25 protein-coding genes are annotated in these 25,939 nt (G+C 57.2%); 18 read left to right on the forward strand and 7 right to left on the reverse strand.

What is annotated here, in order from left to right:
• Window positions 1–279: 279 nt before the first annotated feature.
• Entirely contained in the window at window positions 280–1,056 is a 777-nt protein-coding gene (locus tag V6936_RS03765; protein WP_003799563.1) for a BPSS1780 family membrane protein, read from the reverse strand.
• Window positions 1,057–1,070: 14 nt separating this feature from the next.
• The gene (locus V6936_RS03770) at window positions 1,071–2,042 is read right to left on the reverse strand and encodes a homoserine kinase (RefSeq protein WP_336579435.1); all 972 of its coding nucleotides are present in this window, start codon (window positions 2,040–2,042) and stop codon (window positions 1,071–1,073) included.
• A 203-nt stretch (window positions 2,043–2,245) separates the two neighbouring features.
• Here V6936_RS03770 and dusA point away from each other — a divergent pair, with 203 nt between their 5' ends.
• Complete coding sequence (dusA, locus tag V6936_RS03775) at window positions 2,246–3,238, forward strand: tRNA dihydrouridine(20/20a) synthase DusA (RefSeq protein ID WP_336579436.1); 993 nt, start codon at window positions 2,246–2,248, stop codon at window positions 3,236–3,238.
• A gap of 21 nt (window positions 3,239–3,259) precedes the next feature.
• Here the strand turns inward: dusA and V6936_RS03780 are convergent, their stop codons facing one another.
• Together V6936_RS03780 and V6936_RS03785 are read right to left on the reverse strand one after the other, a co-directional pair.
• Window positions 3,260–3,721, reverse strand: a complete 462-nt coding sequence (locus tag V6936_RS03780; RefSeq protein ID WP_003799568.1) for a CBS domain-containing protein — start codon at window positions 3,719–3,721, stop codon at window positions 3,260–3,262.
• On the reverse strand, window positions 3,705–5,057 hold the full coding sequence (locus V6936_RS03785) for a YihY family inner membrane protein (RefSeq protein ID WP_336579438.1): 1,353 nt from the start codon (window positions 5,055–5,057) through the stop codon (window positions 3,705–3,707). Before V6936_RS03785 ends, V6936_RS03780 begins: the two co-directional genes overlap by 17 nt.
• An 80-nt stretch (window positions 5,058–5,137) precedes the next feature.
• Here V6936_RS03785 and V6936_RS03790 point away from each other — a divergent pair, with 80 nt between their 5' ends.
• The 14 genes from V6936_RS03790 to V6936_RS03855 all read left to right on the forward strand — a co-directional run bounded on the left by V6936_RS03790 (window position 5,138) and on the right by V6936_RS03855 (window position 20,347).
• Window positions 5,138–5,548 carry a DUF2069 domain-containing protein gene (locus V6936_RS03790; protein WP_003799572.1) on the forward strand — a complete coding sequence of 137 codons (411 nt, stop codon included), beginning with the start codon at window positions 5,138–5,140 and terminating at the stop codon, window positions 5,546–5,548.
• Window positions 5,549–5,557: 9 nt separating this feature from the next.
• Window positions 5,558–7,024 (forward strand): protein adenylyltransferase SelO, encoded by a 1,467-nt coding sequence (locus V6936_RS03795; RefSeq protein ID WP_336579439.1) that lies wholly within the window; start codon window positions 5,558–5,560, stop codon window positions 7,022–7,024.
• 96 nt (window positions 7,025–7,120) lie between these two features.
• Window positions 7,121–8,182 (forward strand): chorismate synthase, encoded by a 1,062-nt coding sequence (gene aroC, locus V6936_RS03800; RefSeq protein WP_003799574.1) that lies wholly within the window; start codon window positions 7,121–7,123, stop codon window positions 8,180–8,182.
• Window positions 8,183–8,247: 65 nt separating this feature from the next.
• Window positions 8,248–9,075, forward strand: a complete 828-nt coding sequence (locus V6936_RS03805) for a M48 family metallopeptidase (protein ID WP_003799575.1) — start codon at window positions 8,248–8,250, stop codon at window positions 9,073–9,075.
• A gap of 502 nt (window positions 9,076–9,577) precedes the next feature.
• Entirely contained in the window at window positions 9,578–10,981 is a 1,404-nt protein-coding gene (gene leuC / locus V6936_RS03810) for a 3-isopropylmalate dehydratase large subunit (protein WP_003799576.1), read from the forward strand.
• A gap of 13 nt (window positions 10,982–10,994) precedes the next feature.
• Window positions 10,995–11,645, forward strand: a complete 651-nt coding sequence (leuD, locus tag V6936_RS03815; protein ID WP_336579440.1) for a 3-isopropylmalate dehydratase small subunit — start codon at window positions 10,995–10,997, stop codon at window positions 11,643–11,645.
• A gap of 101 nt (window positions 11,646–11,746) precedes the next feature.
• Window positions 11,747–12,823, forward strand: coding sequence for a 3-isopropylmalate dehydrogenase (gene leuB / locus V6936_RS03820; RefSeq protein WP_336579441.1), 1,077 nt, complete (start codon window positions 11,747–11,749; stop codon window positions 12,821–12,823).
• 45 nt (window positions 12,824–12,868) lie between these two features.
• On the forward strand, window positions 12,869–13,993 hold the full coding sequence (gene asd / locus V6936_RS03825; RefSeq protein WP_003799579.1) for an aspartate-semialdehyde dehydrogenase: 1,125 nt from the start codon (window positions 12,869–12,871) through the stop codon (window positions 13,991–13,993).
• 2 nt (window positions 13,994–13,995) lie between these two features.
• Window positions 13,996–15,402, forward strand: coding sequence for a type IV pilus assembly protein FimV (locus V6936_RS03830; RefSeq protein ID WP_240208635.1), 1,407 nt, complete (start codon window positions 13,996–13,998; stop codon window positions 15,400–15,402).
• A gap of 15 nt (window positions 15,403–15,417) precedes the next feature.
• Window positions 15,418–16,242: a tRNA pseudouridine(38-40) synthase TruA gene (truA, locus tag V6936_RS03835; RefSeq protein WP_003799582.1), complete on the forward strand. Its 825-nt coding sequence runs from the start codon at window positions 15,418–15,420 to the stop codon at window positions 16,240–16,242.
• A 175-nt stretch (window positions 16,243–16,417) separates the two neighbouring features.
• Entirely contained in the window at window positions 16,418–17,035 is a 618-nt protein-coding gene (locus tag V6936_RS03840) for a TRAP transporter small permease subunit (RefSeq protein WP_003799584.1), read from the forward strand.
• A gap of 2 nt (window positions 17,036–17,037) precedes the next feature.
• Complete coding sequence (locus V6936_RS03845) at window positions 17,038–18,711, forward strand: TRAP transporter large permease (protein WP_003799586.1); 1,674 nt, start codon at window positions 17,038–17,040, stop codon at window positions 18,709–18,711.
• 59 nt (window positions 18,712–18,770) lie between these two features.
• Entirely contained in the window at window positions 18,771–19,439 is a 669-nt protein-coding gene (locus V6936_RS03850; RefSeq protein WP_240208838.1) for a phosphoribosylanthranilate isomerase, read from the forward strand.
• Window positions 19,440–19,531: 92 nt separating this feature from the next.
• Window positions 19,532–20,347 (forward strand): TlpA disulfide reductase family protein, encoded by an 816-nt coding sequence (locus V6936_RS03855; RefSeq protein WP_336579444.1) that lies wholly within the window; start codon window positions 19,532–19,534, stop codon window positions 20,345–20,347.
• 170 nt (window positions 20,348–20,517) lie between these two features.
• Here the strand turns inward: V6936_RS03855 and V6936_RS03860 are convergent, their stop codons facing one another.
• Entirely contained in the window at window positions 20,518–21,522 is a 1,005-nt protein-coding gene (locus V6936_RS03860; RefSeq protein WP_336579445.1) for a bile acid:sodium symporter family protein, read from the reverse strand.
• 85 nt (window positions 21,523–21,607) lie between these two features.
• Between V6936_RS03860 and V6936_RS03865 the strand changes: the two genes are divergently transcribed.
• On the forward strand, window positions 21,608–22,435 hold the full coding sequence (locus V6936_RS03865; RefSeq protein ID WP_336579446.1) for an AraC family transcriptional regulator: 828 nt from the start codon (window positions 21,608–21,610) through the stop codon (window positions 22,433–22,435).
• On the opposite strand, the gene V6936_RS03870 is transcribed toward V6936_RS03865, so the two are convergent.
• Complete coding sequence (locus V6936_RS03870; protein WP_336579447.1) at window positions 22,384–23,136, reverse strand: glutamine amidotransferase; 753 nt, start codon at window positions 23,134–23,136, stop codon at window positions 22,384–22,386. The two genes, V6936_RS03865 and V6936_RS03870, sit on opposite strands and share 52 nt — an antisense overlap.
• On the reverse strand, window positions 23,133–23,519 hold the full coding sequence (gene crcB, locus V6936_RS03875; RefSeq protein WP_003799599.1) for a fluoride efflux transporter CrcB: 387 nt from the start codon (window positions 23,517–23,519) through the stop codon (window positions 23,133–23,135). Before crcB ends, V6936_RS03870 begins: the two co-directional genes overlap by 4 nt.
• A gap of 200 nt (window positions 23,520–23,719) precedes the next feature.
• Between crcB and V6936_RS03880 the strand changes: the two genes are divergently transcribed.
• Together V6936_RS03880 and V6936_RS03885 are read left to right on the forward strand one after the other, a co-directional pair.
• On the forward strand, window positions 23,720–25,372 hold the full coding sequence (locus V6936_RS03880) for an acyl-CoA synthetase (RefSeq protein WP_003799601.1): 1,653 nt from the start codon (window positions 23,720–23,722) through the stop codon (window positions 25,370–25,372).
• A gap of 74 nt (window positions 25,373–25,446) precedes the next feature.
• Window positions 25,447–25,932, forward strand: a complete 486-nt coding sequence (locus tag V6936_RS03885) for a YajQ family cyclic di-GMP-binding protein (protein WP_003799603.1) — start codon at window positions 25,447–25,449, stop codon at window positions 25,930–25,932.
• Window positions 25,933–25,939: the final 7 nt, after the last annotated feature.

Raw genomic sequence — 25,939 nt, forward strand, 5'->3', positions numbered from 1 at the left:
GACGAATGGCTGTGTGGCGGCGGTCTGGCTGCGCCCCTGCTTTGCGGTGCATCTATGGGGAATGACCCAGCCCTTGGATATTTGCTTTCTGGACGATCGCGATCAACCCTTAAGATTCTGTCCTTCGGTATCGCCTGGGAGGGTGTGCTGGCTCATGCGGGCCAGATCGGTGTTGGAGGCTCCAGCCGGCTCACTGTCAAGGCCAGAACAATTTGCCCCCTGGGCCGCTGCTATGCAACAGCTGCGGCGGTCAGGGGGCGGGGTATGGATGAATCGACCTTAGATGCGGTGTTGGTCGCGGATTGAGTCACCAAACACGCTGCGGTAAGCCGGGTAAAAGCTGGCGTACAGGATAGCCGCCATTGCCAGATTGATAGGTGTCAGCACCAAAGTGGCTGTGCCCGGGCTTAAACCGGCACCCAGCAGCAGCTCGCCCAGTGTCTGGATGGTGAAGAAGGCGGCAGCCCAGCACAGGCCGTAGAGCAGAAAGGCGGCTTTGTTACGCCAGCAAGCTACCATGGAAAAAAACAGGGCTTGCTTGACCGGGATGGCGTGCCAGCCTACCAGGGCAGGAGCGTGCCAGAACAAGGCCGATAAACCCAGGTACAGGATAAAGAACAGGAAGATAGGTTTGCGAAACGCCGCCATGATGGCTTCAGGGCTGGCCTCGCGGTTATCCATCAACTGCGACAATTCACTGACAAAGGGGAAGGTCGCAATAAAACCCACGGCCAGACAGGCCAACAGGTAAATAAAGCCCAGCTTGATGAGTCGGTTGCGCACGGGCACCGGCTTTAAGGGTTCGGTCCACATGCCCAGACGCATCACTTCCCCGGCATCAATGCGGCGGCAGGCATTCTGGATAATGAAGGTCATGGTGGGGACCAGCACGATCAGCACCATCTGCCCGAAGATGGGAAAGATATTGCTCAGGTTGATCAGGATGGAAGTAATCAAACTCCAGAAAAACAGGGCGGCCGGTTGCAGCTTGAACAAACGCAACCCTTCCTGAATCCAGTACCACCCGTAGAGAAAGGGAAGTTTGGCAGCTTGCATATCAGTATCCGTGTTTATCGAGGAAGCGTCGGCACAGCCTGTTCGCGACGCTGGCGCAGTACGCGCTCAAAGTGCCGTGGATCGTGCGGCTTGAGGGTTTGAGCGGGGCGGGGCAGATAAAAGTCGTACAGGCGCGAGATCCAGAAGCGCAGTGCGGCAGCCTGGATCAGTATAGGCCAGGCGGCATGCTCAGCTTCGGTAAAAGGACGCACCTGCGCGTAGGCCTGCAGCCAGGCCTGGGTCTTTTCCTGATTCAGGGCTCCGCTGAGCCGATCGATACACCAGTCATTGACAGCGACGGCCACATCAAACAACCAGGTATCGCAGCCGGCAAAGTAAAAGTCGATGATGCCACCCATTTGTGGAGCGTCCGATGTACCCGCAAACAATACATTGTCGCGAAACAGATCGCAGTGGGCCGGCCCCTTGGGCAAGGAGCGGTAGGTGTCGCTGTCGGCAAATTCAGCCTGCTCCTGCAGGACGGCCAGGATCAGCTCAGCCTGGCTGTCGTCCAGAAAAGGCAGCACCTGCGGCACGGTGGTTTTCCACCAGCTCAGCCCCCGCAGATTGGGTTGCTCCAGCGGGAAATCCTGAGCCGCCAGGTGGGCCTGGGCCTGGGTGCGGGCGATCTGGCGACAGTGCTCAACGGTGGGCTCGGGCTCGTAGCCTCCCCGCAGGCGCGTGACGATCGAACAGGGCTTGCCGTGCATGACGCAAATGCGTTTGCCGTCGAGGCGGGTCATGGGCTGGGGCACCGGCACACCTTTGGCGGCCAGGTGGTGCATGAGTTCGATGTAAAAAGGCAGTTGTTCCTGGGTCAGAACTTCAAACAAGGTCAGAACATACTCACCCTGGGTGGTGCTCAGAAAGTAATTGGTGTTTTCAATGCCGGCGGTAATGCCGCGTAAGGAAACAAACTCGCCAATTGTGTAGTGTTCCAGCAGTTCGCGGGCGTCAAGTTCGCTGACAGAAGTAAAAACAGCCATGCTTTCAGTGAGGGTCCGGTTGTTGGCGCACTATCGGGCGCGCAAGTATGTCAAACGGCCGATTTTAGACCAGTGCGCCGCCTTTTTGGAGTCTTGCGACAATTTACCGCGCTTTATCTTCATCCTGTGCCGGTCTGAAACCATTAAAATGAACGTTTCTTCTTCGTATCAGGCCTGAAGTCAGGCCATCTGTTCCCTTGCTTATGACTAATTTTGTGATGCCGGACAGCCAGATGTGGCGTTTGAGTGTGGCGCCCATGATTGACGTGACCGATCGCCACAGCCGCTTTTTTCATCGTCTGTTAGCGCCACGCGCTTTGCTGTTTACGGAGATGATCACGACCGGCGCCTTGACTCATGGCGATCAGGTGCGCCATCTGGACTTTGATCAGGCGGAGCATCCAGTTGCCCTGCAATTGGGTGGCAGTGACCGGGACGCCCTGGTCACCAGCGCCCTGGCCGGTGAGAAGTGGGGTTACGACGAAATCAATCTGAATTGTGGCTGTCCGTCGGAGCGAGTCCAGAAAGGGGCTTTTGGTGCCTGTTTGATGAGCGAGCCGCGCCTGGTGGCCGATTGCGTCAAAGCGATGCAAGATGCGGTATCGGTGCCTGTTACCGTTAAGCACCGGCTGGGTCTGGATTACAACGAGTCCTACGATTTTGTACGCGACTTTGTCGGGATTTTGTTTGAAGCCGGCTGCCGTGTCTTTACCGTGCATGCCCGCAATGCGGTATTGAAAGGTCTATCGCCCAAAGATAATCGGGAAATTCCACCGTTGCGCTACGACATGGCGCTGCAATTGAAAAAAGACTTTCCCCTGGCCTTGTTTATCTTGAACGGAGGCATCCAGGAGCCTGATCAGGCGGTGGCCTTGCAAGAGCAGTTCGATGGGGTGATGCTGGGGCGGGCGGCCTGGCATACGCCCGCCGTCTTAAGTGAGATACATCGTCGTTTGTGGCCCGAACATCCCCTGATGGACGAAAACACCGTGGTCGAGCGCATGATTGATTACGCCCGGCATCATGTTCAAGTCGGTGTGCCCTTGCGTATCGTGATCAAAAGCATGCTCGGCTGGCCGCATGGCAAAAAAGGCGCACGTCAGTGGCGCCGTACCTTGTCGGACCACACGTGGCTGTCCAAAAACGATCCAGGCCTGCTTGCGCAGGCCTGGGAGCAATTGCAGAGTCGCCAGTAAAACGGGCCCGGATCGGATGGATCAGGATGCGCTGGCAGCCTCGGAATCGGTCGGCCAGTCGCGGATATACGCCTTGAGCATATTGTTCTCGAACTGCTGAGCGTGAACAATGGCGCGCGCCATGTCAAAGAAGGAAATCACACCCATCAGCACCGGGCCATCCATGACGGGCATGTAGCGTGCGTGGTTGTTCAGCATCAGGCGCTGGACTTCGTCGGCACTGGTATTGGGGGTCACGCTGACGGGGGCGTCATCCATGATGCTGCGTACGGTAAAGCCTGGGGCCTTATTGCCATGGGCGTGCCAGTGGCGAATGATCTCGCGAAAGGTCAACATACCCACCAACTGACCGTGCTCCATGATCACCAGCGAACCAATATCGAGCTCGCTCATGCTCTGCACCGCTTTTTCGACGGTCATTTCGGGGGTGCCTGTATAAAGCGTGTCTCCTTTGACACGCAGGATTTCACTGACTTTTAGCATACTGGGTCTCCTGACCGGGATCGGCGTTTGGTATGGCTGGTTGCTCTGTCAGAATGCCTTGCGGCGACTCGAACAGTGCTTCCAGATTAGAGAGTCGCTGATCGAAAAACTGAGAAAGGTAGTTGAATACATATTCTAGCGGACCCTCGTGTGTATGGGCGCGGTCCAGCAAAAATGCGGTGATAAGTTGATTCAGACTGACCAGCCGCAGATCGCAGCTCAATACCCATTGCTCGTCATTGTTCAGTTGGGTATCGGCAATCAGGCCCATGGACTTGAGCTGGCATAAAACGTTGTAGAGCTCGTCGGGGTCTCGTTCCAGTGTGTGGCTGAGCTCTCTGACGCTTAGGCCTTCCGGGTTCTGGCGGTTCAGCCAGAATTGATGGAGCAGATTGACGGCGTCGGTAAAGGCGATGCCGGGCACATTTGTTTTGACCCAGTTGCGGCCTCGCCAGTCGGGCAAGATGGCGACCATGGAAGCTCCGAGCAGGACGATCAGCCAGGAGATATAGATCCACAGCAAGAAGATCGGCAAGATCGCAAAGGCGCCGTAAATAATCGTATAGGTGGGAAAGCGGGTCAGATAAAAGGCGAAGCCGGCTTTCATCAGCTCCAGCAAGGCCGCTGTCACGACCCCGCCGATCAGCGCATCGCGCCACCATACGCGCCGGTTGGGTACGTACATGAACAGTGCAGTCAGCCCCAGCGCCGTGAACAAAAAGGGCACGTAGGCCAGGGCGAAAGACACAATACCGGACAAGTCCCCGATATACCCCATGGACTCGCGCGCCAGAATGGTGGTTGCCCACAAGCTGGCACCGGTTAGAATCGGGCCTAGGGAAATAATGGCCCAGTACACCAACAGGCGCTGGCCCAGCGGACGTTGAACATGGACCTGAAAAATATTGTTGAACGTCTCATCAATGGTCATGATGAGCATGATGGAGGTGACGATCAAAAACAAGCTGCCTACTGCCGTCAGACCCGAGGCCTTGGCGGCGAACTGGTTCAGATACAGCATGACGTTCTCTGAAACCACCTCGGGCATCAGATTGCGCGTCAGAAACCCTTCGAGGGCATGTTCAAATTCCTGAAACAGGGGGAACGCCGTGAACAGGGCCAGCACCACGGTCAATAAAGGCACAATAGCCAAAATCGTGGTGTAGGTGAGGCTGGAGGCCACCTTCATCAGATCTTTTTCTGCTACCCGCTTGATCGCAAAGCGCAGCACATTCAAAAAGTGGTGTCTGGCAGTGGGTGGCGGGGGCTTCTGCCCGACAGCAGGGTCTGTTGTGTCTGGGTTCAAGTCTGTGGGTTCAGCTTGCTCAGAGGGCATAGGAGGATTCTCGTCGTTTTTCATAGCGGTTTGATGCGGCGGACGCTGCTTTTCGACAGGGTTCAGGTGATAATAACAGCATGCATGAACCTTTAAACCCCATACTTCATCGAGTGGCGGCCCTGGCCTTGGTCGCCTTGATTGTTTTGTGTCTGGCTTGGGAGCTGCATTTTGCGCCCCTGAAACCGGGCGGCTCCTGGCTGGCGCTGAAAGTCATCCCTCTGGTGTTGCCGTTGCGCAGCGTGCTCAAGGGCAATTTATATACGCTGCAATGGACGTCCATGATGATTCTTCTGTATTTCGCAGAAGGGGTCATGCGTGCCTGGTCCGATCCGGTCGCAGAGGTTTTACCCTGGGCGGTGGCAGAAATTGTCTTGTCCCTGATCTATTATTTCTGCGCCATTTTTTATCTCTGGCCTGCCAAAAAAGCGGCCAAGCAGCGCAGCAAAGCCGAAAAAGCCGAGGCTGCCAAAGCCGCCAAATCAGCCTGAGGGGGGCGTATGTCCAGTGCGTTCGATGGTCTGACCATCAGTCATCATTTTGCCGATCTGCCGTCGGCTTTCCATACGGCAGTGCCGCCGCAACCTTTGGCAAATGCCCGTTTGCTCCATGTCAATCAGGCGCTGGCGGCGCAACTGGGTCTGGATGTGTCACGCCTGGGCGAGCCAGAGTTTCTCGATGTCGTCAGTGGCCAGTCTCCCTTGCCCGGGGGGCTGACCGTATCGGCCGTCTATAGCGGGCACCAGTTCGGTGTGTGGGCAGGGCAGCTTGGTGATGGCCGGGCGCATCTGCTGGGACAGATTGATACGCCCGAAGGCCCTCAGGAGCTGCAATTGAAAGGCGCGGGCAAAACGCCATATTCCCGTATGGGTGACGGTCGTGCCGTGCTGCGCTCCAGTGTGCGTGAGTATCTGGCCAGTGAGGCGATGGCGGGTCTGGGCATTGCCACCAGTCGCGCGTTGGCGCTGGTCACTTCCGATACGCCTGTCTATCGTGAAAGCGTGGAAACGGGCGCGATTGTCACCCGCGTCGCCCCGAGTTTTGTGCGGTTTGGCTCATTTGAGCATTGGGCGAACGACGCCGAGCGCTTGCGTGAGCTGCTGGACTATGTGCTGCGCGATTTCTATCCCGAACTGCGCCAGGACGGCGATTCGGAGCAGGAGCGCGTCTGCCGCTTCTTGCAGGAGGTCACGCGCCGCAGTGCCGAGATGGTGGCGGACTGGCAAACCGTCGGCTTTTGCCACGGAGTCATGAATACCGACAATATGTCCATCCTGGGCCTGACCATTGATTACGGCCCGTACGGCTTCATGGACCGATTTCGTGTGAATCACGTCTGCAATCACAGCGACAATCAAGGCCGTTATGCCTGGAATGCGCAGCCTGCGATTGTGCATTGGAACTTGTATCGCCTGGCCAGTGCCTTGATGGTGCTGGGCCTGGATGTGGAAGTGGTGAAAGAGCGTTTACAGACGTTCGAAGCCAGTTTCCTGAATCGCTATCACGCCAACTTGCAGGCCAAGTTCGGCCTGCGTACCTGGCGGGCGGACGATGCCCAACTGGTCGATGACTGGTGGCGTTTGCTGCATAACAGCGGGGCGGATTTCACCTTGTCCTTCCGTGCTCTGGCACAAGCCAGCAAGGCCCCTGAGGCCTTTCTGAGCCTGTTTGATGGCTCAGAAGATCAGGCTCGGGCCTGGTGGCAAGCCTATAGCCAACGTCTGACTCTGGACGGCTCCGTCACGCCTGAGCAGCGCGAGGCCATGAATCGCGTCAATCCCTTGTATGTCTTGCGTAACCACTTGGCCGAGCAGGCCATTCAGGCGGCTGCCAAGGACGATGCCAGCGAAATTGACACCTTGCTGATGTTGCTGCGAGATCCTTACACCGAGCGGGCCGGTTTTGAGGCCTATGCCATGCCGCCGCCTGAAGGCAGTGCGGAACTGGCCGTCAGTTGTTCTTCCTAAAAGACCGGGCGCGGTCCAGGGCATGTCCGGATTCGGGAACAATGCCATAATCGTGCCTGACTTTTAATTTTCCATTTCTTTGCGTTCACTTTCTTTATGTCCGGCAATACTCTAGGTAAAAGCTTCCGCGTCACGAATTACGGCGAATCCCATGGTCCAGCGATTGGCGCAGTGATCGATGGCTGCCCTCCGGGTCTGGAGCTGTCTGAACAGGACATTCAGTTTGAGCTGGATCGCCGTCGTCCAGGCACATCGCGCCATGTAACCCAACGCCGCGAACCTGATCAGGTGGAAATTCTGTCCGGCATTTACGAAGGCCGCACAACCGGCACGCCCATTAGTCTGCTGATTCGCAATTCCGATGCGCGCAGCAAAGATTACGGCAATCTGCTCGATACTTTCCGTCCCGGTCATGCCGATTACACCTACTGGAAAAAGTTCGACAACCGTGACCCGCGTGGAGGGGGGCGTTCTTCGGCTCGCTTGACCGCGCCTACTGTGGCTGCGGGGGCGATTGCCAAGAAATGGCTGGCCGAACACGTCGGCGTCAAGATTCGCGGCTATATGAGCCAACTGGGCCCCATCGCCATTCCGTTCAAAAGCTGGGACATGGTCGAGCAAAATCCCTTCTATGCCCCCGATCTGGATGTGGTGCCGCAGTTGGAAGCTTATATGGACGAGCTGCGCAAAGAAGGTGAGTCCATTGGGGCCCGCATTGAAGTGGTGGCCGAAGGGGTGCCTGCCGGTTGGGGAGAGCCGATTTATGACCGTCTGGACGCTGATATTGCTCACGCCATGATGGGCTTGAATGCGGTTAAAGGTGTCTCCATCGGGGCCGGATTTGATTGCATCACCCAAAAAGGTTCAGAGCATGGTGATGCGCTGTACCCGGATGGATTCAAGACAAATCAGGCCGGGGGCGTGCTGGGTGGTATTTCTTCAGGGCAGGCCATTACCGTCTCGCTGGCGATCAAGCCGACCGCCAGCATTCGTACCCTGCGCCCCTCCATTAATCGGGCCGGAGAAGCGGTCGAGGTTCAAACCCTGGGTCGTCATGATCCCTGCGTGGGTATTCGTGCCACACCGATTGCCGAGGCTTTGCTGGCCATTGTGCTGATGGATCATTGCTTGCGTCACCGCTCGCAATGCGGAGTCTGATGTAAGGGTTTGCGCCGGAGGCCGGCACGTCATTTTCTAGTCAGGTTGGTTTGCAGGAGCTGATCATGAAAGGTATTGTGAACGGAAAACGCGTCTTGGCGGTCGGTTTGATACTGGCTAGCGCGGGTTGTGCGTCGGTCCAGACCACGCAAAGCGGGGCAGTGGGGGTCGAACGCAAACAGTTCATCTCCAATCTGGTCTCTGAGGCCGAGCTGAATCAGGCTGCCGCCCAGAACTATGCGCAGGTCCTGTCGCAAGCACGCCAGCAAAAGGCGCTGGATACGGACGCTGCCCAGACTCAGCGGGTGAAAGCGATCGCTCAACGTTTGATTGGACAGGTTGGCGCGTTCCGTGCCGATGCTCCTGCCTGGAACTGGGAGGTGCATGTCATCAATGCGGACGAGGTCAATGCCTGGTGCATGCCCGGAGGCAAGATTGCGGTCTACAGTGGTTTGCTCAAGCGCATCGCCCCTAGCGACGCTGAATTGGCAGCGGTGATCGGTCATGAAATCGCGCACGCTTTGCGAGAGCACTCACGCGAGCAGGTGTCCCAGAAAATGGCGACTTCCTTGGGGCTGACAGTCTTGTCCGCCCTGACAGGGGTACAAGCGGTCAATGATCTGGGCGGCACGCTGAGTGAAGTGATGTTCGAATTGCCCAATAGTCGCACGCATGAATCCGAGGCAGACTTGATCGGTGTTGAATTGGCAGCTCGTGCAGGGTATGACCCACGGGCTGCCGTGACGCTATGGCAGAAAATGGGGTCTTTGGAGCAGAGCCGAGCCCAGCCCGAGTTCTTGTCGACTCACCCGGCGTCCTCAACTCGCATTGCAGATTTGCAGGCGATCTCGGAGCGGGTCATGCCCTTGTATCAGCAGGCGGCCAAGCCGTGACGGGGTGACCGCGTTCGGACCACAACCCAAACCGGTGCCGGTTTGGGTTTTTTTATGGAACGCGGTTTACTTGCCCATGCTTGGCGTTCGCCACACCCGGGTTGCCCAGCGAGGTGGCATGCATGTCCAGACAGAAAGAGCCGTCCTTGATTGGTGAAGTGTGTCAGTACACCCGCTCGACCAACACTTTGCCCAGGCTGCTTTTGTCCAGCGCCAGTTTGGTCTGAATGAGGCCTAGCGTGACAGCGTTTAGTCGGGGAGGCGAGTGGTGCTTATCACTCTTTAGCCAAGCCCTGGCTGTGAATCACGGGAGTTGACTGCGCGAAGCAGAATATGGCTTGAGTGTCTGCCTTGGATTCGGGGAAAGCGTCCTATCGTGGTAGTTTCAATACTAGGATGGTGATTGGTCTTGTCCCAGTTACTGCGCCTGTCATAATAAGTGCAAATTTTAGTGCGCCCCGTGTGCTGCGGGACGCAATCACAACTGAATCGCGAGAGTGCAATGGCAAAAACCTTATACGATAAGTTGTTCGACGAACACGTCGTACATCAGGACACGGATGGCACCTGTTTGATCTACATTGATCGCCACTTGCTGCATGAAGTGACCAGCCCGCAAGCCTTCGAGGGTCTGACTCTGGCCGGACGCAAGCCTTGGCGCGTCAGTGCCAATCTGGCGGTGGCAGATCATAACGTCCCCACCACCTCGCGTCAGAATGGCATTGAAGATCCCATTTCGCGTTTGCAGGTCGATACCCTGGACGCCAACTGCGAAGAGTTTGGCATTACCGAATTTCGCATGAATGATGTGCGTCAGGGCATTGTGCATATTGTCGGTCCTGAGCAGGGGGCTACCTTGCCCGGCATGACGGTGGTGTGTGGCGACTCTCACACCAGTACGCACGGTGCCGTGGGCGCTCTGGCCTTCGGTATTGGCACCTCTGAAGTTGAGCATACGCTGGCCACCCAGACCTTGCTGATGAAAAAAAGCAAAAGCATGCTGATTCAGGTGGATGGCAAGCTGCCCTTTGGCTGCACGGCCAAAGACCTGATCCTGTATGTCATTGGGCAGATCGGCACTGCCGGGGGAACGGGCTACGCCATTGAGTTCGGTGGCTCGGCCATTCGTGCCCTGTCCATGGAAGGACGCATGACCGTGTGCAATATGGCGATTGAGGCCGGGGCTCGTTCAGGGATGGTTGCCGTCGATGAGCAAACCATTGAGTACCTGCGTGGTCGACCTTATTCGCCCAAAGGCGCGTTGTGGGATCAGGCCGTTGCGTACTGGAAAACCTTGCATACTGACCAAGGGGCGCAGTTTGATCGCGTGGTTCAGATTGATGCCAGTCAGATTACCCCTCAGCTGACCTGGGGAACCTCGCCTGAAATGGTACTGCCCATCGACAGCCGGGTGCCGGACCCCGATAAAGAAAAAGATGAAGTCACCCGTAATGGTATGGAGCGTGCCCTGGAGTACATGGGCCTGACGCCCAATATGCCCCTGACTGATATCCGTATCGATCGCGTGTTTATCGGCTCCTGTACCAACGCCCGCATTGAAGATTTGCGCGCCGCAGCCGCCGTGGCCAAAGGGCGCAAAGTGGCTTCCAATGTGAAGCAGGCCATGATCGTCCCCGGCTCTGGCCTGGTCAAGCGTCAGGCTGAGCAGGAAGGGCTGGACAAGATTTTTCTGAATGCCGGTTTTGAGTGGCGCGAACCAGGCTGCTCCATGTGTTTGGCCATGAACGCCGACCGCCTGGAGCCGGGCGAACGCTGTGCCTCAACCTCCAACCGTAACTTTGAAGGACGTCAGGGGCAGGGTGGACGAACCCATCTGGTCAGCCCGGCCATGGCCGCAGCGGCCGCCATTGCGGGCCATTTTGTCGACGTGCGTTCGTTCAACTGAGGAAATCCACACCATGCAAGCATTTACTACTCATGACGGTCTGGTCGCTCCCTTGGATCGGGAAAACGTGGATACGGACCTGATCATCCCCAAGCAGTTCCTCAAATCCATCAAGCGCACCGGCTTTGGCCCCAATCTGTTTGATGAGCTGCGTTATCTGGACCACGGCGAGCCTGGCATGGACAATTCCCGCCGTCCGCTGAACCCGGATTTTGTGTTGAACCAGGACCGTTACCAGGGCGCCTCCGTGCTGCTGGCCCGCAAGAATTTCGGTTGTGGCTCCAGTCGCGAACATGCCCCCTGGGCCCTGATGCAATATGGCTTTCGCGCCATTATCGCGCCGTCCTTTGCCGATATTTTCTTTAACAACAGCTTCAAGAATGGGCTGTTGCCCATTGTATTGAACGAGCTGGATGTGGCCCGTCTGTTCGATGAGGTCAAAGCCTTTCCTGGCTACAAATTGCGTATTGACCTGGCTGAACAGTGCGTCATTACGCCCGAAGGTCGTGAGCTGCCGTTCACCATTGATGCTTCGCGCAAGCACAGCCTCTTGAATGGACTGGATGAAATCGGCCTGACTTTGCAAAAGGCGGACATGATCCGTCAGTACGAGGCCGAGCGTTTGGCCCGTCATCCCTGGCTGGTGGGCCAGCCAGGGGCCTGATGCCAGGCGCAAGATCGTCCCGCTAGGATTTTGTTGGGATGTTCCGGCGATCGAGCCGGAACCTTTCCCTCCCACTCTCTCATTTTTACGTCCCATTGATCATGACTCATAAAATTGCAGTATTGCCCGGTGACGGCATCGGTCCCGAGATTACCGAACAGGCTCAGCGTGTGCTGGGCGCTCTGGGCCTGGATCTGGAGATGACCGTGGCCCCGGTGGGCGGCGCCGCTTACGATTTGCACGGTCACCCCTTGCCACCCGAAACCTTGAGCCTGGCTCAACGCTCCGACGCCGTGCTGTTCGGTGCCGTGGGTGACTGGAAATATGACTCGCTGGAGCGCCACCTGCGCCCCGAACAGGCCATTTTGGGCCTGCGTCGTGCGATGGGCCTGTTCGCCAATCTGCGTCCCGCCATCCTGTACCCGCAACTGGCCAACGCTTCCACCTTGAAACCAGAAGTCGTGTCGGGTCTGGATATCCTGATCGTGCGTGAACTGACGGGCGATATCTACTTCGGCCAGCCGCGTGGCTTGCGTACCGTGGAAGAGGGTAACTTCGCAGGCGAGCGTCAGGGTTTCGACACCATGCACTACGCCGAAAGCGAAGTGCGCCGTATTGCCCACGTGGGTTTCCAGGCCGCACAAAAACGGCAGAAACGTTTGTGCAGCGTGGACAAGTCCAATGTGCTGGAAACATCCCAGTTCTGGCGCGACATCATGATTGATGTGGCCCGTGAGTATCCGGACGTCGAATTGAGCCACATGTACGTGGACAACGCTGCCATGCAATTGGTGCGTGCGCCAAAAGAATTCGACGTGATTGTCACAGGCAACCTGTTTGGCGATATCCTATCGGATGAAGCCGCCATGCTTACGGGCTCGATCGGTATGTTGCCCTCGGCTTCTCTGAATGCCTCCCAGCAAGGCTTGTACGAACCCAGCCATGGCTCGGCCCCCGATATTGCCGGCCAGAACAAAGCCAATCCCCTGGCCACCATTTTGTCTGCCGCCATGTTGCTGCGCTATTCGCTCAATGCAGAAGATCAGGCCAAACGCATTGAGGCGGCGGTTGCCAGCGTGCTGGAGCAGGGCCTGCGTACCGGCGACATCTACGAAGACGGTTGTCAATTGCTGAGCACCAGCGCGATGGGGGATGCAGTGCTCAAGGCTTTGCGATAGTATCTTTTATCGTTTTATTTTTTTATATATCCAGGTGGTATTACCATGACTCAAGCGGTAGGTTTGGTCGGCTGGCGTGGGATGGTGGGCTCCGTGCTCATGCAGCGCATGCGCGACGAAGGTGATTTTTCCCTTTTTCAGCCGGTGTTTTTCTCGACTAGCAATGCTGGCGGCGCAGCTCCCTCGTGGGCTGATGGCGCTGGCCCATTGCAGGATGCTCACGATATTGACGCTTTGAAAAAGCTGCCCATTATTGTGACCGCCCAAGGTGGAGATTACACAAGCCAGATCTACCCCAAGCTGCGTGCCGCCGGCTGGAACGGTTTGTGGATTGACGCGGCCAGCACGCTGCGCATGGATGAAAACTCCGTGATCGTGCTGGACCCCATCAACCGTCCTGTTATTGACGCGGCGCTGGCCAAAGGTGGCAAGCAGTTTATTGGCGGCAACTGTACGGTCAGCTGCATGTTGATGGGCCTGGGGGGGCTGTTCAACCAGAATCTGGTTGAGTGGATGACCAGCATGACCTACCAGGCTGCCTCGGGCGGTGGCGCTCAGCACATGCGTGAGCTGCTGACACAGTTTGGCCTGATCAACCAGTCCGTTGCCAGCTTGCTGGACGATCCTGCTTCGGCCATTCTGGATATTGATCGCGGTGTCTTGCAGACTCAGCGCGATCCCAATCTGCCTCAGAAAAACTTTGGTGTTCCACTGGGCGGCAGCCTGATTCCCTGGATCGACTCCGACCTGGGCAACGGCATGACGCGCGAAGAGTGGAAGGGCGGCGTGGAAACCAACAAGATCCTGGGCCGCGGTGCACAGGACAAGCACATTCCTATCGACGGCCTGTGTGTACGTATTGGTGCCATGCGCTGTCACAGTCAGGCACTGACCATCAAACTGACCCGTGATGTGCCGCTGGACGAGATCACGGACATCCTGGCGGAGGGCTCCAAGTGGGCCAAGGTCGTGCCCAACGAGCGTCAGGCCACGATAGAAGCGCTGACGCCGGTTGCCGTGACTGGCACGCTGGACATTCCAGTAGGTCGTCTGCGCAAGCTGAACATGGGCCCCGAGTACTTGAGCGCTTTCACGGTGGGCGACCAGTTGCTGTGGGGTGCTGCCGAGCCATTGCGCCGCATGTTGCGTATTGCCCTGGGCGAGCTCTGATCATGGCTGGCCGTCTGCATCCTGTACGTACGCTGGGTTCGGCCCTGCTTGTGGCCGGGATGCTGGCGGCCGCGCCGGTGTGCGCGCTGGAGCTCGGTCATAGTCGTCTGGTGTCCGCGCCCAATCAGCTTTTCACGCTGGATGTGGGTATTCGCCAGATCAGTCCCGAAGAAAGTCTGTCATTGAAAGTGGCGCCCGCACCGTTGTCGGCCTGGCAACAGGCTGGCTTGACACCGCCCGTTGATCTGGAGTCTCTCAGAGCATTCATCGAGCGTGACGAGCAGGGGCAGGTGCGACGTATCCGGCTGTCCTCCGAGCAGATGTTCTCGGGTTCTGTTGCGGATGTGCTGTTGCAGATTCAAAGCGACAGCGGGCAGTTCTTGCATCAGGTCAGTGTTCTGGCTCCCGCCCCACTGACTGTCCGGCCGGTGGCCCAGGATCAGGTGGCTCGTCCGGCCCCTGTGGCGGTGCAGGTTTCAGCTGCGTCGAACTCATCGGATACGAAAGGCGCGAATGCGGTGCGCGTCCGCTCGGGCGATACCTTGCATGCTTTGGCCCGTCGCCACGCCGTGGCCGGTGTCAGCGCTTACCAGTGGATGCGGGCGGTGCAGCAGCACAACCCCGATGCCTTCATCGATCAGAACATGCATCGTCTGAAGGCCGGCAAGACTCTGCAGATTCCGGATGCGGCGGCCATGTTGGCGATAAACGATGCCCAGGCCCGCCGTTTCTACGTGGATCAGGCCCAGGCGTTGCGCTTGGCAGCGCAAGCTGGAGGCGATCAGGGCGATGCGTCCCAAGGTCGGATGCAGACCGAGAGTGGCGAATCCGCTGCAAATGGGGCAGGCCAGGATCGTCTGCTTCTGTCGGCCGGTTCTCAAGCCCGTGATGACAAGCAGCAATTGCAGCACGAATTACGTGAGACCGGGGATCGTGTTTCGCAGTTGGAAGAAAATGTCTCGACGCTGGGCCGTGCCTTGCAGTCCCAAGGCGAGGCGGCCAAAGACTTGATTCTGGACTCTGCTAACGAGCTGGGTCTGGGCCAGTCCGGCAGTGAGACGACCCACCCATCTTCTCAATCTGGCGCTTCTGGCGCCGCTTCTTCTGCCGCGGTGGCAGGAGCGATTTCCGTGCCTCCCGAGCCCGAGCAGGGCAAGATGGCCGGTGCAGTTAACAAGGCAAAAAAGACCGTGTCCTGGATACAAGAACATATGTTGGCCGTCATGGCCGTGGTACTGGCGTTGATCGTGGTCCTGGTGACCTGGGTCTTGCGCCGGGCCAATACCGAAAATCGTCATGGTGATGATTCGCCTGCGCCTGTCAGCGAGGCAATGGTTCGGGAGAAGCTGGAAAAAATCAATCTGGACCTGGATCAGCCGCCTTCGGACGAGCCTCCTGTACGTCAGTAAGGCAATAAACCCACCATGAAACGTATTGCACTGGGTGTCTGCTATGAGGGGACGCCCTGGCTAGGCTGGCAAAGTCAGGCCGGTGGCAACACCGTTCAAGATGTTCTGGAGCAGGCACTGGGCCGTTTTACGGCCCAGCCCGTTTCTACGATCTGCGCCGGGCGCACGGATACGGGCGTTCATGCGCTCAATCAAGTGGTTCATCTGGACACGACAGTCGAGCGTAGTCTGGAGTCCTGGGTGCGCGGGCTTAACGCGTTGTTGCCGGACTCGGTAGCGGTGCAATGGGCGCGCGAAGTGCCGGAAGACTTCCATGCGCGCTTTTCCGCGCAAGGACGTCACTATATCTACCTGCTGCGCCAACACCGGGTACGCTCCCCTTTGTTGCAGGGGCGGGTTGCCTGGGTGTTTCGTCCTTTGGAGCTGTCCCTGATGCAGCAAGCTGCCCAGCACTTGGTGGGTGAGCACGACTTCAGTGCGTTTCGCTCCTCGCAGTGCCAGGCTGCCAGTCCCGTAAGGACCATGACCCAGATTCAGATTCAGCAGCAGGGTGATTTTTTTCTATTTCGCTTTAGCGCCAATGCGTTTTTGCATCACATGATCCGTAATCTGATGGGCATGCTGGTCTATATCGGACAAGGCCGCCAGCCTCCCTCCTGGGTGCTGCATCTCCTGGCCCAGCGTGATCGCCGCTTGTCGGCTCCGACTTTTGAGGCCAGTGGCCTGTATCTGGCCGGGGTGGATTATCCGGCTCACTTTGATCTCCCCACGTCGGACCCCGATGACTTGCTCTATGAATTGAGCGGACTGCGTTTTGCCAAGGCAGCTGAAAATAAATGATGATCTAGCGCATTTCTAAAGGGTTTATCCCCGGTATCCGAATCGGCTTCACCTGTTTCAATCGTATAAAATGTGAAGCCATTTTCTTTCTTACATTCTTATCTGTATAAGGCCGACCACCTTCGGGCATCCGCCACAAGCGAGTCCTGAAGGCGACCATATCCTGAGCAAGGCCATGAAATTCTTTTTACGATTGTCTAGTTTGATCGACCGACTGAACACGGTCGTTGGTAAATCCGTAACCTGGCTGACCCTCATTGTGGTGTTGGTCAGTGCGATCAATGCCGTGGTGCGCAAGGTCTACGGCATTAGCTCCAACCAGTGGCTGGAATTGCAATGGTATTTGTTCGGTGCAATTTTCCTGCTGGCGGCGGGCTATACCTTCTTTGTCAATGAGCATGTACGGGTGGATGCCGTGGCAGAACGCTTCCCACCTCGTGTTCAAGTCTGGATCGACATTTTTGGCGTCATCTTTTTTCTTTTGCCCGCCACGCTGTTGATTTTCTGGCTCTCCATTCCATTTTTTGAGCAGTCTTATGTGTTGAACGAGCAGTCCTCCAATACGGGTGGGCTGGCGCGTTGGCCGGTCAAGCTCTTGATTCCGGTCGGATTCGCCTTGCTGGCACTGGCCGGTATTTCGCATCTGATCAAATGCATCGGCTTTTTGCGGGGTGCTTGTCCCAACCCCTTGCTTAAAAACGGCGGGTTAAGTGCTGAGGAAGAGCTGGCCAAGGAGATCCTGGAGATAGCCCGGGCAAATGACGCAACGATTTCTGTTTCTAAGGGCCAGTAACAATGGAATTTCTGGTTGATAATCTGGCTCCGATCATGTTTTTTAACCTGATCGTGTTTTTGCTGTTGGGTTTCCCCGTGACGTTTACCTTGTCGGCGATCGGGGTGTTGTATGGTCTGGTCGCCATTGAGCTGGACATGATGCAGCCGGCCTTGTTCCAGGCCTTGCCGCAACGGGTATTTGGAATCGTCGAGAACGACACCTTGCTGGCCGTTCCCTTCTTTACCTTGATGGGCCTGATACTGGAACGATCGGGAATGGCGGAAGATCTGCTTGATACCATCGGGCAGTTGTTCGGCCCCTTGCGCGGCGGACTGGCCATTGCGGTGGTACTGGTCGGTGCCATGCTGGCCGCCACCACAGGCGTGGTGTCGGCTTCGGTGATTTCCATGGGCTTGATTTCCTTGCCCATCATGCTGCGCTATGGCTATGACCGCAAACTGGCTACCGGCGTGATCGCTGCTTCGGGCACGCTGTCGCAGATCATTCCTCCCTCAATTGTGTTGATTATTCTGGCTGACCAGCTGGGTCGATCCATAGGCGACATGTATCGCGGTGCGATGCTGCCTGGCTTACTGCTGGTGGTGATTTATATTCTGTACATTGTGGTGATGTCGTACATCAAGCCCAAGTCGGCGCCAGCCCTGCCGCCCGAGGCCCGTGTGTACATGGAGCCTGATGGCAGTCGTGGCCTGACTTCCCTGGTAGTCCTGACGATCGTGGCGTCTGCTGTGGCCTATTTTGGTTCTCAGCACTACTTTGCCACGCATCCCAATATTCCGATGGACGAGCATATTGTTGTGCTGATGCTGCTGTGGGGCATGACGGCCTGGTTGATCGCGCTGGCCAACAAGCTGCTCAAGCTCAAGATGCTCTCCAGGATCGCCGAGCGCGTGGTCTTCGTGATGGTGCCGCCCCTGTTTCTGATCTTTCTGGTGCTGGGCACAATCTTTATTGGCGTGGCGACACCGACCGAGGGCGGGGCAATGGGGGCTGTAGGGGCCATCATCATGGCCGTATCGCGTGGGCGTTTGTCCTGGAAGCTGTTGCGTCAGGCGATGGAGTCCACCACCCGTCTGTCCTGCTTTGTGGTCTTCATTCTGGTGGGCTCTACGGTGTTCAGCCTGAGCTTTCGCGGCATCAATGGCGATTTGTGGGTGGAGCACCTGTTGATCGACATGCCTGGCGGAGAGTGGGGCTTTCTGATCATTGTCAGCATTCTGACCTTTCTGCTGGCCTTCTTTCTGGACTTTTTTGAGCTGGCCTTTATTATTGTGCCGTTGCTCGGGCCGATTGCCGACAAGATGGGGATTGACCTGATCTGGTTCGGTGTCTTGCTGGCGGTCAATATGCAGACTTCCTTCATGCACCCGCCTTTTGGCTTTGCGCTGTTTTTCCTGCGTTCGGTCGCTCCGAAAGAGGATTACACCGACAAGGTAACGGGCGAGCGGGTCAAGCGAGTGGCAACGACCGATATTTACTGGGGATCGGTGCCCTTTATTATCATCCAGTTATTGATGGTCGCCGCTGTGCTGGTCTTTCCCGGGCTGGTCACGCATTACAAAGACGGCGAAGTTCTGTTGGAGGACTCGCAGATCCAGTTTGGTACCGAGTCGACCTACGGCTCTGATAGCTATGGCTTTGGTATGGATGACGCCGCCAGCAGTTTCCAATAAAGTCGTTCCATCTTTCAAACGGGGGCATCGGGCCCCCGTTTTTTATTCGAGGATCAATGATGTACAGCCGTACCCGAGTCAAGATTTGTGGCTTTACCCGAGCGCAGGATGTTGATGCTGCCGTCCAATTGGGCGCGGATGCGGTGGGGTTTGTGTTTTATCCGAAAAGTGCCCGCATGCTCAGCACCCAGCAGGCTGTCGCCTTGCGCGCCCATGTCCCGGCATTCGTGCAGGCGGTAAGTCTGTTTGTGAACGCCCCCGAAGGCTTTGTGCGGGAGATTCTGGAGCAGGTGCAACCGGACCTGCTGCAATTTCATGGGGAAGAAAGTCCGCAAGAATGCCGGCGCTATGCTCATCCGTATATCAAGGCTTTCCGTGTCGGGGCGCCCGGCCTGGACACGGTAGACAGCCTGTTTGAGCAGTGCATGAAGTATCCCGATGCGCGAGCCTGGTTGATGGACGGCTATCACGATGCTTATGGCGGCACGGGTACGGCCTTCGATCCGGCCTTGATCCAGGGCCTGCAACTGCGTCTGCGCTCCCAGGAAGGCCTGCCGCCCCTGGTTCTGGCTGGAGGCATGCGTATCGATAATGTGGCCGATCGAGTCGCATTGCATCGACCTTATGCGATTGATGTGAGCAGCGGTGTTGAGCTGGAGCCCGGCGTCAAATGCCCTGCCAAGATGGGTCAATTCATGCAGATGTTGAGCGAGGCTTCCCTGAACTAGGGAATCTTTACGCGCGATGGCTGTCTGTTCTTGTTGGCCCGACCCGCTTAAGGCGGGTCTGTTTTTATCTGGTCTTGTCAGGATTTATGGTTATGCAAAGCATACAGCTCGGTCCTTTTACCTTTGCCACGTCCTTGTTTGCGTTCTTGGTCGCGGCCTTCTTGGGGCTGTTTTTGGCGGCCTGGCTGGACAGACGCCGACAGACCCGGGCGGAATCAGTCTTATGGCGCGCCGTTCTTCTGGGGGTCTTGGTCGGCCGCCTGGGCTTTCTCATTCAGCAATGGGAGTTCTACCAAAATGACCCCTTGAGCTGGCTGGATGTGCGCGATGGCGGTTTGATGATTCCGGCTGCAGTGACGGCGGGCTGGTTCTACGTGCTGTGGCGTGTGCTGCGTGACAAGGCGGTCTTGCCAGCGGTGGCCGGTGGCCTGGCTATTGGTGTCGCTGCGTTTTCGCTGGTTATGGTCGCAACGGGCCGAGGTGGCCTTGAACCATCCATCCCCTTGCCCGAGATAGACTTGATTCCCCTGCAGGCAGACTTCAGTACGCCGGACAATCTGGATCAGTACAAGGGGAAGGTAACCGTCGTGAATCTCTGGGCCAGCTGGTGCCCGCCGTGCCGTCGCGAGATGCCAGCATTCCAGCAAGTGCAAGCCAGCCGAAGCGATGTGAATATTGTGTTCGCCAACCAGGGCGAGGAGCTGACGGCGATCCAGCACTATCTGAATGAGGAAAACCTGGAATTGGGCAATATGTGGCGCGATCCGCATATGCAGCTGGGGCAGGCCGTGCGCAGTCGGGGTTTGCCAACGACCTTGTTTCTGGATGAGCAGGGTCGTCTGGTGGATGTGCGGGCCGGAGAATTGTCGGCAGCGACCTTGAATGACAAGATCAATACCTTGCAGTGAGCGGGGGGCGCATTGTCCATGGCGTTCTCAATGAGCTACGGCGCGCTAGAGAGCAAGTGAGGGCGGCGACGAACAGCTTTTGGCTGAGAAGACCTGCGGCTGGTTGCGTTTCAGTGCCCTGGCACGCAATGGCCCAGTGTTCCTGAAACTGGGCCATCATCGCTTACGTATCAGGCTTTTTGCAGAGACATCTTTTCTTCTGGTGTTGTCGGGCGCTGTGCGTATCGATTCGCAATGAAGGCGCAGGCCATCAATTGAATCTGATGAAAGATCATGATGGGTAGCAGAGCGGGGCCAATCGCAGCGCCGGTAAACAGCACTTGGGCCATGGGCACACCGGTTGCCAGACTTTTTTTGGAGCCGCCGAACACAATCGTGATTTCGTCTTCCTTGCTAAAGCTCAGCTTGCGGGCCATCCAGGTCGTCAGAAACAAGATAATGGCCAGTAACACCACGCAGACCACGGTCAGAATAGCCAGGGACTTGGGTGGAACAGCTTGCCACAGACCGCCGATTACCGACGCGCTAAAAGCCGTGTAGACCACCAGCAGGATGGAAGACTGATCCACACTGCGCAGCCATTTGCGGTTGCGATCCATCCACTTGCCAATCAGGGGGCGCATCAGATGGCCCACGACAAAAGGCAGCAACAATTGCAGGCTGATCTTCTTGATGGCGTCCACCGTCGAGCTGGCCGAGCCGCCGTCCGCGTCCAGCAGGAGCTTGAGCAGCACGGGAGTGAGCACAATGCCGATCAGGCTGGAGGCCGAGGCACTGCAAATGGCGGCTGGTACGTTGCCGCGAGCAATCGAGGTAAAGGCAATGGCCGATTGCACGGTGCCGGGCAAGGCGCACATATACAAAATGCCGACAAATAAGGGCATGCCCAGCAAAGGCAACAAAATGGGCTTGGAGATCAGGCCCAAAAGAGGGAACATCACAAAGGTGCAGGCAAAGACCAACAGGTGCAAACGCCAGTGGGTTGCGCCGGCAATGATGGCCTCGCGAGACAGCTTGGCGCCATGCATGAAAAACAGCAGGGCAATGGCCAGACCGGTAATCACATCAAAAATCACGGCGCCCTGACCATAGGCGGGAAAGAAGCTGGCCAGCGCCACAACGCCGATCAGGATCAGAGTGAAGTTGTCAAAAAGCAGTCGCAGTTGAGAGAGCATGGGTTTGTGAGAGGCTTGAAAGGCTTGCGTTATGAAAGGCCTCACTTTACCGTAGACTTTTTTGGGTGTTTATCGCTAAACGGATATGGATTATCGACAAACGGACATTCTGCAACCCGCCGAGCGGGTTCCAGAGAGTTTGCAGCAGCTGCGGTATCTGCCCAGACCACTCTATGGTCAGGAACGTACCTTGCCCAATCAGGCCATTGCGCGCCCGCATCGTCATCCTTGGGTGCAATTCTCTTATGCGCTGACCGGTGTGATTGAGGTGCGCACGGCCAGTGGGCGTTTCATGGCACCGCCCCAGCAGGCGGTCTGGGTGCCAGCAGGCGTCGAGCATGGGGTACGCAGTTCACCCGATGCCCAGATTCGCAGTCTTTATATTGATGTCAGCGCCTTGCCGCAGGCACCCCTTGCGTGTCGGGTGGTGGCGGTGGACCGCTTATTGCGGGAATTGATTCGCGAGTTTAGTTTATTGCCGGTCCTGTATGAGCGAGAGGGGGCGCAAGGGCGTTTGGTACAGGTTCTGCTCGATCGCCTGTTGGCCGCCCCTGAAAGCGGTCTGATTCTGCCCTGGCCATCGGACTCACGCTTGTTGCAGGTTTGTGAGCAGCTTCAGGCTCAGCCAGCGGTCGATTGGAGTTTGCACGAGCTGGCTGAGCAGCAAGGTTTGTCAGAAAAAACGCTAAGCCGTCTATTCCGGCAACAAACTGGTTTGACTTTTCGGGTGTGGCGCCAGCGCCTGCGCGTCATGAGCGCCTTGCCCTTGTTAGAGCGCCACGAGCGCGTGACTGATGTAGCCTTGGCCTGTGGCTACGAAAGCATGTCGGCTTTTGTGGCGGCATTTCGAGACTTGATGGGTCAAACGCCGGGCGAGTTTTTCCGTCGCCCCTTGGGCCCGCTGGATGAGTAAGTCCGCACAAAATGACAGAGCAGGCGGTGGGCGTCGGGCGTGTCCTGGATCGGGTCGGCCAGTGCCTGTGGGTCGATGCCTTGTGCTCTCCAGAAGTCGGCCTTGCGCAAGACACAGTAGCGCAGCAAGCCGGCGAAAAATTCGGGGTGAAACTGGACCGACCATTGCGATGGGCCATAACGCAGGATTTGATGAGGGTCCTGCGCGGAACGACCCAGCACTTCTACGTGATCGGGCAGGCTCAGCACACTTTGTTGATGGGTGAGCAAGGCAGGAAATTGCATGGGCAGGTCTGCCAGCAGTTCATGGTGTTGCGCCTGCTCTGAGAGCTGGACAGGTAAATAGCCCACCTCAGCGCCTTTTGGAGCGTAATCGACGCGTCCACCCAAGGCATGAGCCATCAGTTGATGACCGTAACAAATGCCCAGCAGAGGCATTTGAGTCCGATAACGCTCACGAATCCAGGCGGCCAGGTTCTCGCTCCAGTCAAGACGATCAGTGACCATGTTCCAGGAACCGCTGATCACCACAGGGTCCGGGCAGTCTGCAGCGGGCAAGGCTTTATCCTGATGCACACGCCAGGTACGGATGTTGACCGGCAGTGTTTGCAGTGCGCGTTTGAACCAGGCGTTCTGATTGCCAAAGCGCTGCTCAACATCCGGCGGAGGTGAACCGGCCTGAAGAAAATGGACGTCCATCATGCTTGCCCTCGAAACAGGCTCCACGTGACCATGCCCAAGCCCAGCATCAGTAAAGAACCGATGACATGCACGGCAATGCCGCCCAGTGCCCACAGATAGCGCTGCTGCATCATTAAGGTCATGATCTCGGCAGAGAAGGTGGAAAAGGTAGTCAGGCCACCCAGAAAGCCGGTCATGACAAACATGCGCCAGCCTTCGTGACCCAGTCCCCACTGGTTGAAACAGGCCATGGCGATGCCCATCAAATAGCCGCCGATCAAGTTGGCCAGCAAGGTGCCTGGTGGCAAGGTGGGGAACAGGGTGTTGAGTGCCTGACTGAGGAACCAGCGTGCCAGCGCGCCCAGGGCGCCGCCGGCGGCAATATAAAGCATGGCTACGGGCATGAAAGGCCTTCGGGTAGGGGGGCAAACTGTCAGCGAGCAGTCAGCCGATCGCGATATATACCTTAGATAGCGTGTCATTATGCTCTTGTACAGCTGAAAAGGCGACCTTGCCCAAAGCGCTGTGTCCAGCTAATGTAAGAGCGCAATTATCAGACGGACCACCGTGAATTTCGGTTAGACCGCCCTTTTTTGGAGACTTTGTGGTGAGTATTTACGATCAGGATTTGCCCCAGACAGACGCCAACTATCGTGTTTTGTCGCCGCTGGATTTCATCGAGCGCAGTGCTTTTGTCTACCCTGACTACCCGGCTCTGGTTTACGGGCCCGCCCAAGACGGTATCAAGATGAGCTGGTCGCAACTGTATGCCCGCACCCGTCAGTTGGGCAGCGCGTTGTCCAAGGCCGGCATCGGCAAGGGCGATACCGTGGCCGTGATGCTTCCCAACACGCCTCCCATGGTGCAGGCACATTTCGGCGTACCCATGTGTGGTGCCGTTTTGAATACGCTCAATACCCGTCTGGATGCCAGTACCATCGCCTATATGCTCGATCATGGTGAAGCACGGGCCGTGCTGGTCGACAGCGAGTTTGCCGCCGTCATGAAGGAAGCCTTGAGCCTGCGTGAGAGCAAAGCGCCCATCCTGGTCATTGATGTGGTGGACCCCTATTTCGACCAAGGGGCCGAAGGGATCGGTTCGCAAACTTATGAAGCGTTTGTGGATGGTGGAGATCCAGATTACGATTGGCAACTGCCGGCCAACGAGTGGGACGCGATTGCCCTGAATTACACCAGTGGCACAACGGGCAAGCCAAAAGGCGTGGTCTATCATCATCGGGGGGCGTATCTGGGGGCGCTGTCCAACGTGCTGGAGTGGGACATGCCCAAGCATGCCGTTTACTTGTGGACCTTGCCCATGTTCCATTGCAATGGCTGGACTTTCCCTTGGGTGATCGCGGCTCGTGCCGGTGTGAATGTCTGTTTGCGTAAAGTGGAAGCGCAGGCCATGGTCGACAATATGGTCGATTACGGTGTTACCCATTACTGTGGCGCGCCCATCGTGCACTCCTTGCTGGTCAATGCCGATGAAACCCTGAAGTCTCGTTTGCCCAAAGGCGTGTCCGCCATGGTGGCGGGTGCGGCTCCACCGGCCACCATGATCGAGGGCATGGAGCGCATGGGTTTTGCGCTGACCCATGTGTATGGGCTGACTGAAACCTACGGTCCGGCGTCCGTCTGTGCGCAGCACGCTCCCTGGAATGAGCTGGGCATCCAGGAGCGCGCGCAGCGCAACGCCCGACAGGGGGTGCGTTATCACCTGCAAGGGGCGGTCAAGGTTCTGGACCCGCAAACCATGCAGCCGGTTCCGGCAGACGGTCAGACCATGGGTGAGATCATGTTCCGCGGCAATATCACCATGAAGGGGTATCTGAAAAACCCCGAGGCTACCCAGGAATCCCTGGGAGCGGGGTGGTTTCATACTGGCGATCTGGCGGTGTGTGAACCCGATGGCTATGTGCGCATCAAGGATCGTAGCAAGGACATCATCATTTCCGGGGGCGAGAATATTTCCTCCATTGAAATTGAGGATGTCATGTACCGGCATCCGGCGGTGCAGGCGGCGGCCGTCGTTGCCCAGCCCGACGAGCGCTGGGGCGAAGCGCCGCATGTCTATGTCGAACTGCGCCCTGGCGCCCAGGTCACGGTCGAGGAGTTGCGCGCGCATTGCCGGCAACACCTGGCTGGCTTTAAAATACCGCGATATTTCAGTTTTATGGAATTGCCCAAAACGGCAACCGGTAAAATACAGAAATTCGCGCTGCGTCAGCAGGCCAAGCAAGTCGCTTCGGACTGAGGCCGGCGTTATTTAAAAAGCACACAGGTCGCTTCGGGCGGCCTGTAGGCACTTATGGAACAGGACGGTTAGGAATGCCATCTTTTGACGTTGTATCCGAGGTCAACACGCACGAGCTGCGTAACGCAGTCGAACAGGCCAGCCGCGAACTGGCCACCCGTTTTGACTTCAAAGGTACGGATGCCAAATTTGAACTTGAGGATGAAACCACGATTTTGCAGTCGGCTCCCAGCGTTTTTCAGCTCGAGCAGATGATGCAGATTCTGCGTGGCCGTATTGCCGCCCGTGGCATTGATGTGCGCTGTCTGGAAACCGAGAAGGTGCTGGAGAATGTGGCAGGTGCGCGTCAGAAAGTGAAGGTGCGTCAGGGGCTGGATCAGCCTACGTCCAAGAAGCTGATTGCTGCCATCAAGAATGCCAAACTTAAGGTGGAGACCCAGATTCAAGGCGAGAAGCTGCGCGTTACCGGCAAAAAGCGTGATGATTTGCAGGCGGCCATCGCTTTGTTGAAGCAGACCGATGTGGAACTGCCCTTGCAGTACGATAACTTCCGCGATTAAACCGAGT

Origin of the sequence: Alcaligenes sp. CHO6 (assembly GCF_037120595.1) — a bacterium.
Lineage (GTDB): Bacteria > Pseudomonadota > Gammaproteobacteria > Burkholderiales > Burkholderiaceae_B > Alcaligenes > Alcaligenes ammonioxydans.

Bases quoted from the DNA above. Each gene is read 5' to 3' on its own strand.
- V6936_RS03860 (WP_336579445.1), bottom strand. From the start codon at position 21,522: ATGCTCTCTCAACTGCGACTGCTTTTTGACAACTTCACTCTGATCCTG.
- V6936_RS03805 (WP_003799575.1), top strand. From the start codon at position 8,248: ATGAAAGGTATTGTGAACGGAAAACGCGTCTTGGCGGTCGGTTTGATA.
- V6936_RS03870 (WP_336579447.1), bottom strand. From the start codon at position 23,136: ATGATGGACGTCCATTTTCTTCAGGCCGGTTCACCTCCGCCGGATGTT.
- V6936_RS03865 (WP_336579446.1), top strand. From the start codon at position 21,608: ATGGATTATCGACAAACGGACATTCTGCAACCCGCCGAGCGGGTTCCA.
- leuC (WP_003799576.1), top strand. From the start codon at position 9,578: ATGGCAAAAACCTTATACGATAAGTTGTTCGACGAACACGTCGTACAT.
- V6936_RS03845 (WP_003799586.1), top strand. From the start codon at position 17,038: ATGGAATTTCTGGTTGATAATCTGGCTCCGATCATGTTTTTTAACCTG.
- dusA (WP_336579436.1), top strand. From the start codon at position 2,246: ATGACTAATTTTGTGATGCCGGACAGCCAGATGTGGCGTTTGAGTGTG.
- asd (WP_003799579.1), top strand. From the start codon at position 12,869: ATGACTCAAGCGGTAGGTTTGGTCGGCTGGCGTGGGATGGTGGGCTCC.
- V6936_RS03790 (WP_003799572.1), top strand. From the start codon at position 5,138: ATGCATGAACCTTTAAACCCCATACTTCATCGAGTGGCGGCCCTGGCC.
- V6936_RS03795 (WP_336579439.1), top strand. From the start codon at position 5,558: ATGTCCAGTGCGTTCGATGGTCTGACCATCAGTCATCATTTTGCCGAT.
- V6936_RS03885 (WP_003799603.1), top strand. From the start codon at position 25,447: ATGCCATCTTTTGACGTTGTATCCGAGGTCAACACGCACGAGCTGCGT.
- truA (WP_003799582.1), top strand. From the start codon at position 15,418: ATGAAACGTATTGCACTGGGTGTCTGCTATGAGGGGACGCCCTGGCTA.
- V6936_RS03855 (WP_336579444.1), top strand. From the start codon at position 19,532: ATGCAAAGCATACAGCTCGGTCCTTTTACCTTTGCCACGTCCTTGTTT.
- V6936_RS03850 (WP_240208838.1), top strand. From the start codon at position 18,771: ATGTACAGCCGTACCCGAGTCAAGATTTGTGGCTTTACCCGAGCGCAG.
- leuB (WP_336579441.1), top strand. From the start codon at position 11,747: ATGACTCATAAAATTGCAGTATTGCCCGGTGACGGCATCGGTCCCGAG.
- V6936_RS03770 (WP_336579435.1), bottom strand. From the start codon at position 2,042: ATGGCTGTTTTTACTTCTGTCAGCGAACTTGACGCCCGCGAACTGCTG.
- aroC (WP_003799574.1), top strand. From the start codon at position 7,121: ATGTCCGGCAATACTCTAGGTAAAAGCTTCCGCGTCACGAATTACGGC.
- leuD (WP_336579440.1), top strand. From the start codon at position 10,995: ATGCAAGCATTTACTACTCATGACGGTCTGGTCGCTCCCTTGGATCGG.
- crcB (WP_003799599.1), bottom strand. From the start codon at position 23,519: ATGCCCGTAGCCATGCTTTATATTGCCGCCGGCGGCGCCCTGGGCGCG.
- V6936_RS03840 (WP_003799584.1), top strand. From the start codon at position 16,418: ATGAAATTCTTTTTACGATTGTCTAGTTTGATCGACCGACTGAACACG.
- V6936_RS03785 (WP_336579438.1), bottom strand. From the start codon at position 5,057: ATGCCCTCTGAGCAAGCTGAACCCACAGACTTGAACCCAGACACAACA.
- V6936_RS03780 (WP_003799568.1), bottom strand. From the start codon at position 3,721: ATGCTAAAAGTCAGTGAAATCCTGCGTGTCAAAGGAGACACGCTTTAT.
- V6936_RS03765 (WP_003799563.1), bottom strand. From the start codon at position 1,056: ATGCAAGCTGCCAAACTTCCCTTTCTCTACGGGTGGTACTGGATTCAG.
- V6936_RS03830 (WP_240208635.1), top strand. From the start codon at position 13,996: ATGGCTGGCCGTCTGCATCCTGTACGTACGCTGGGTTCGGCCCTGCTT.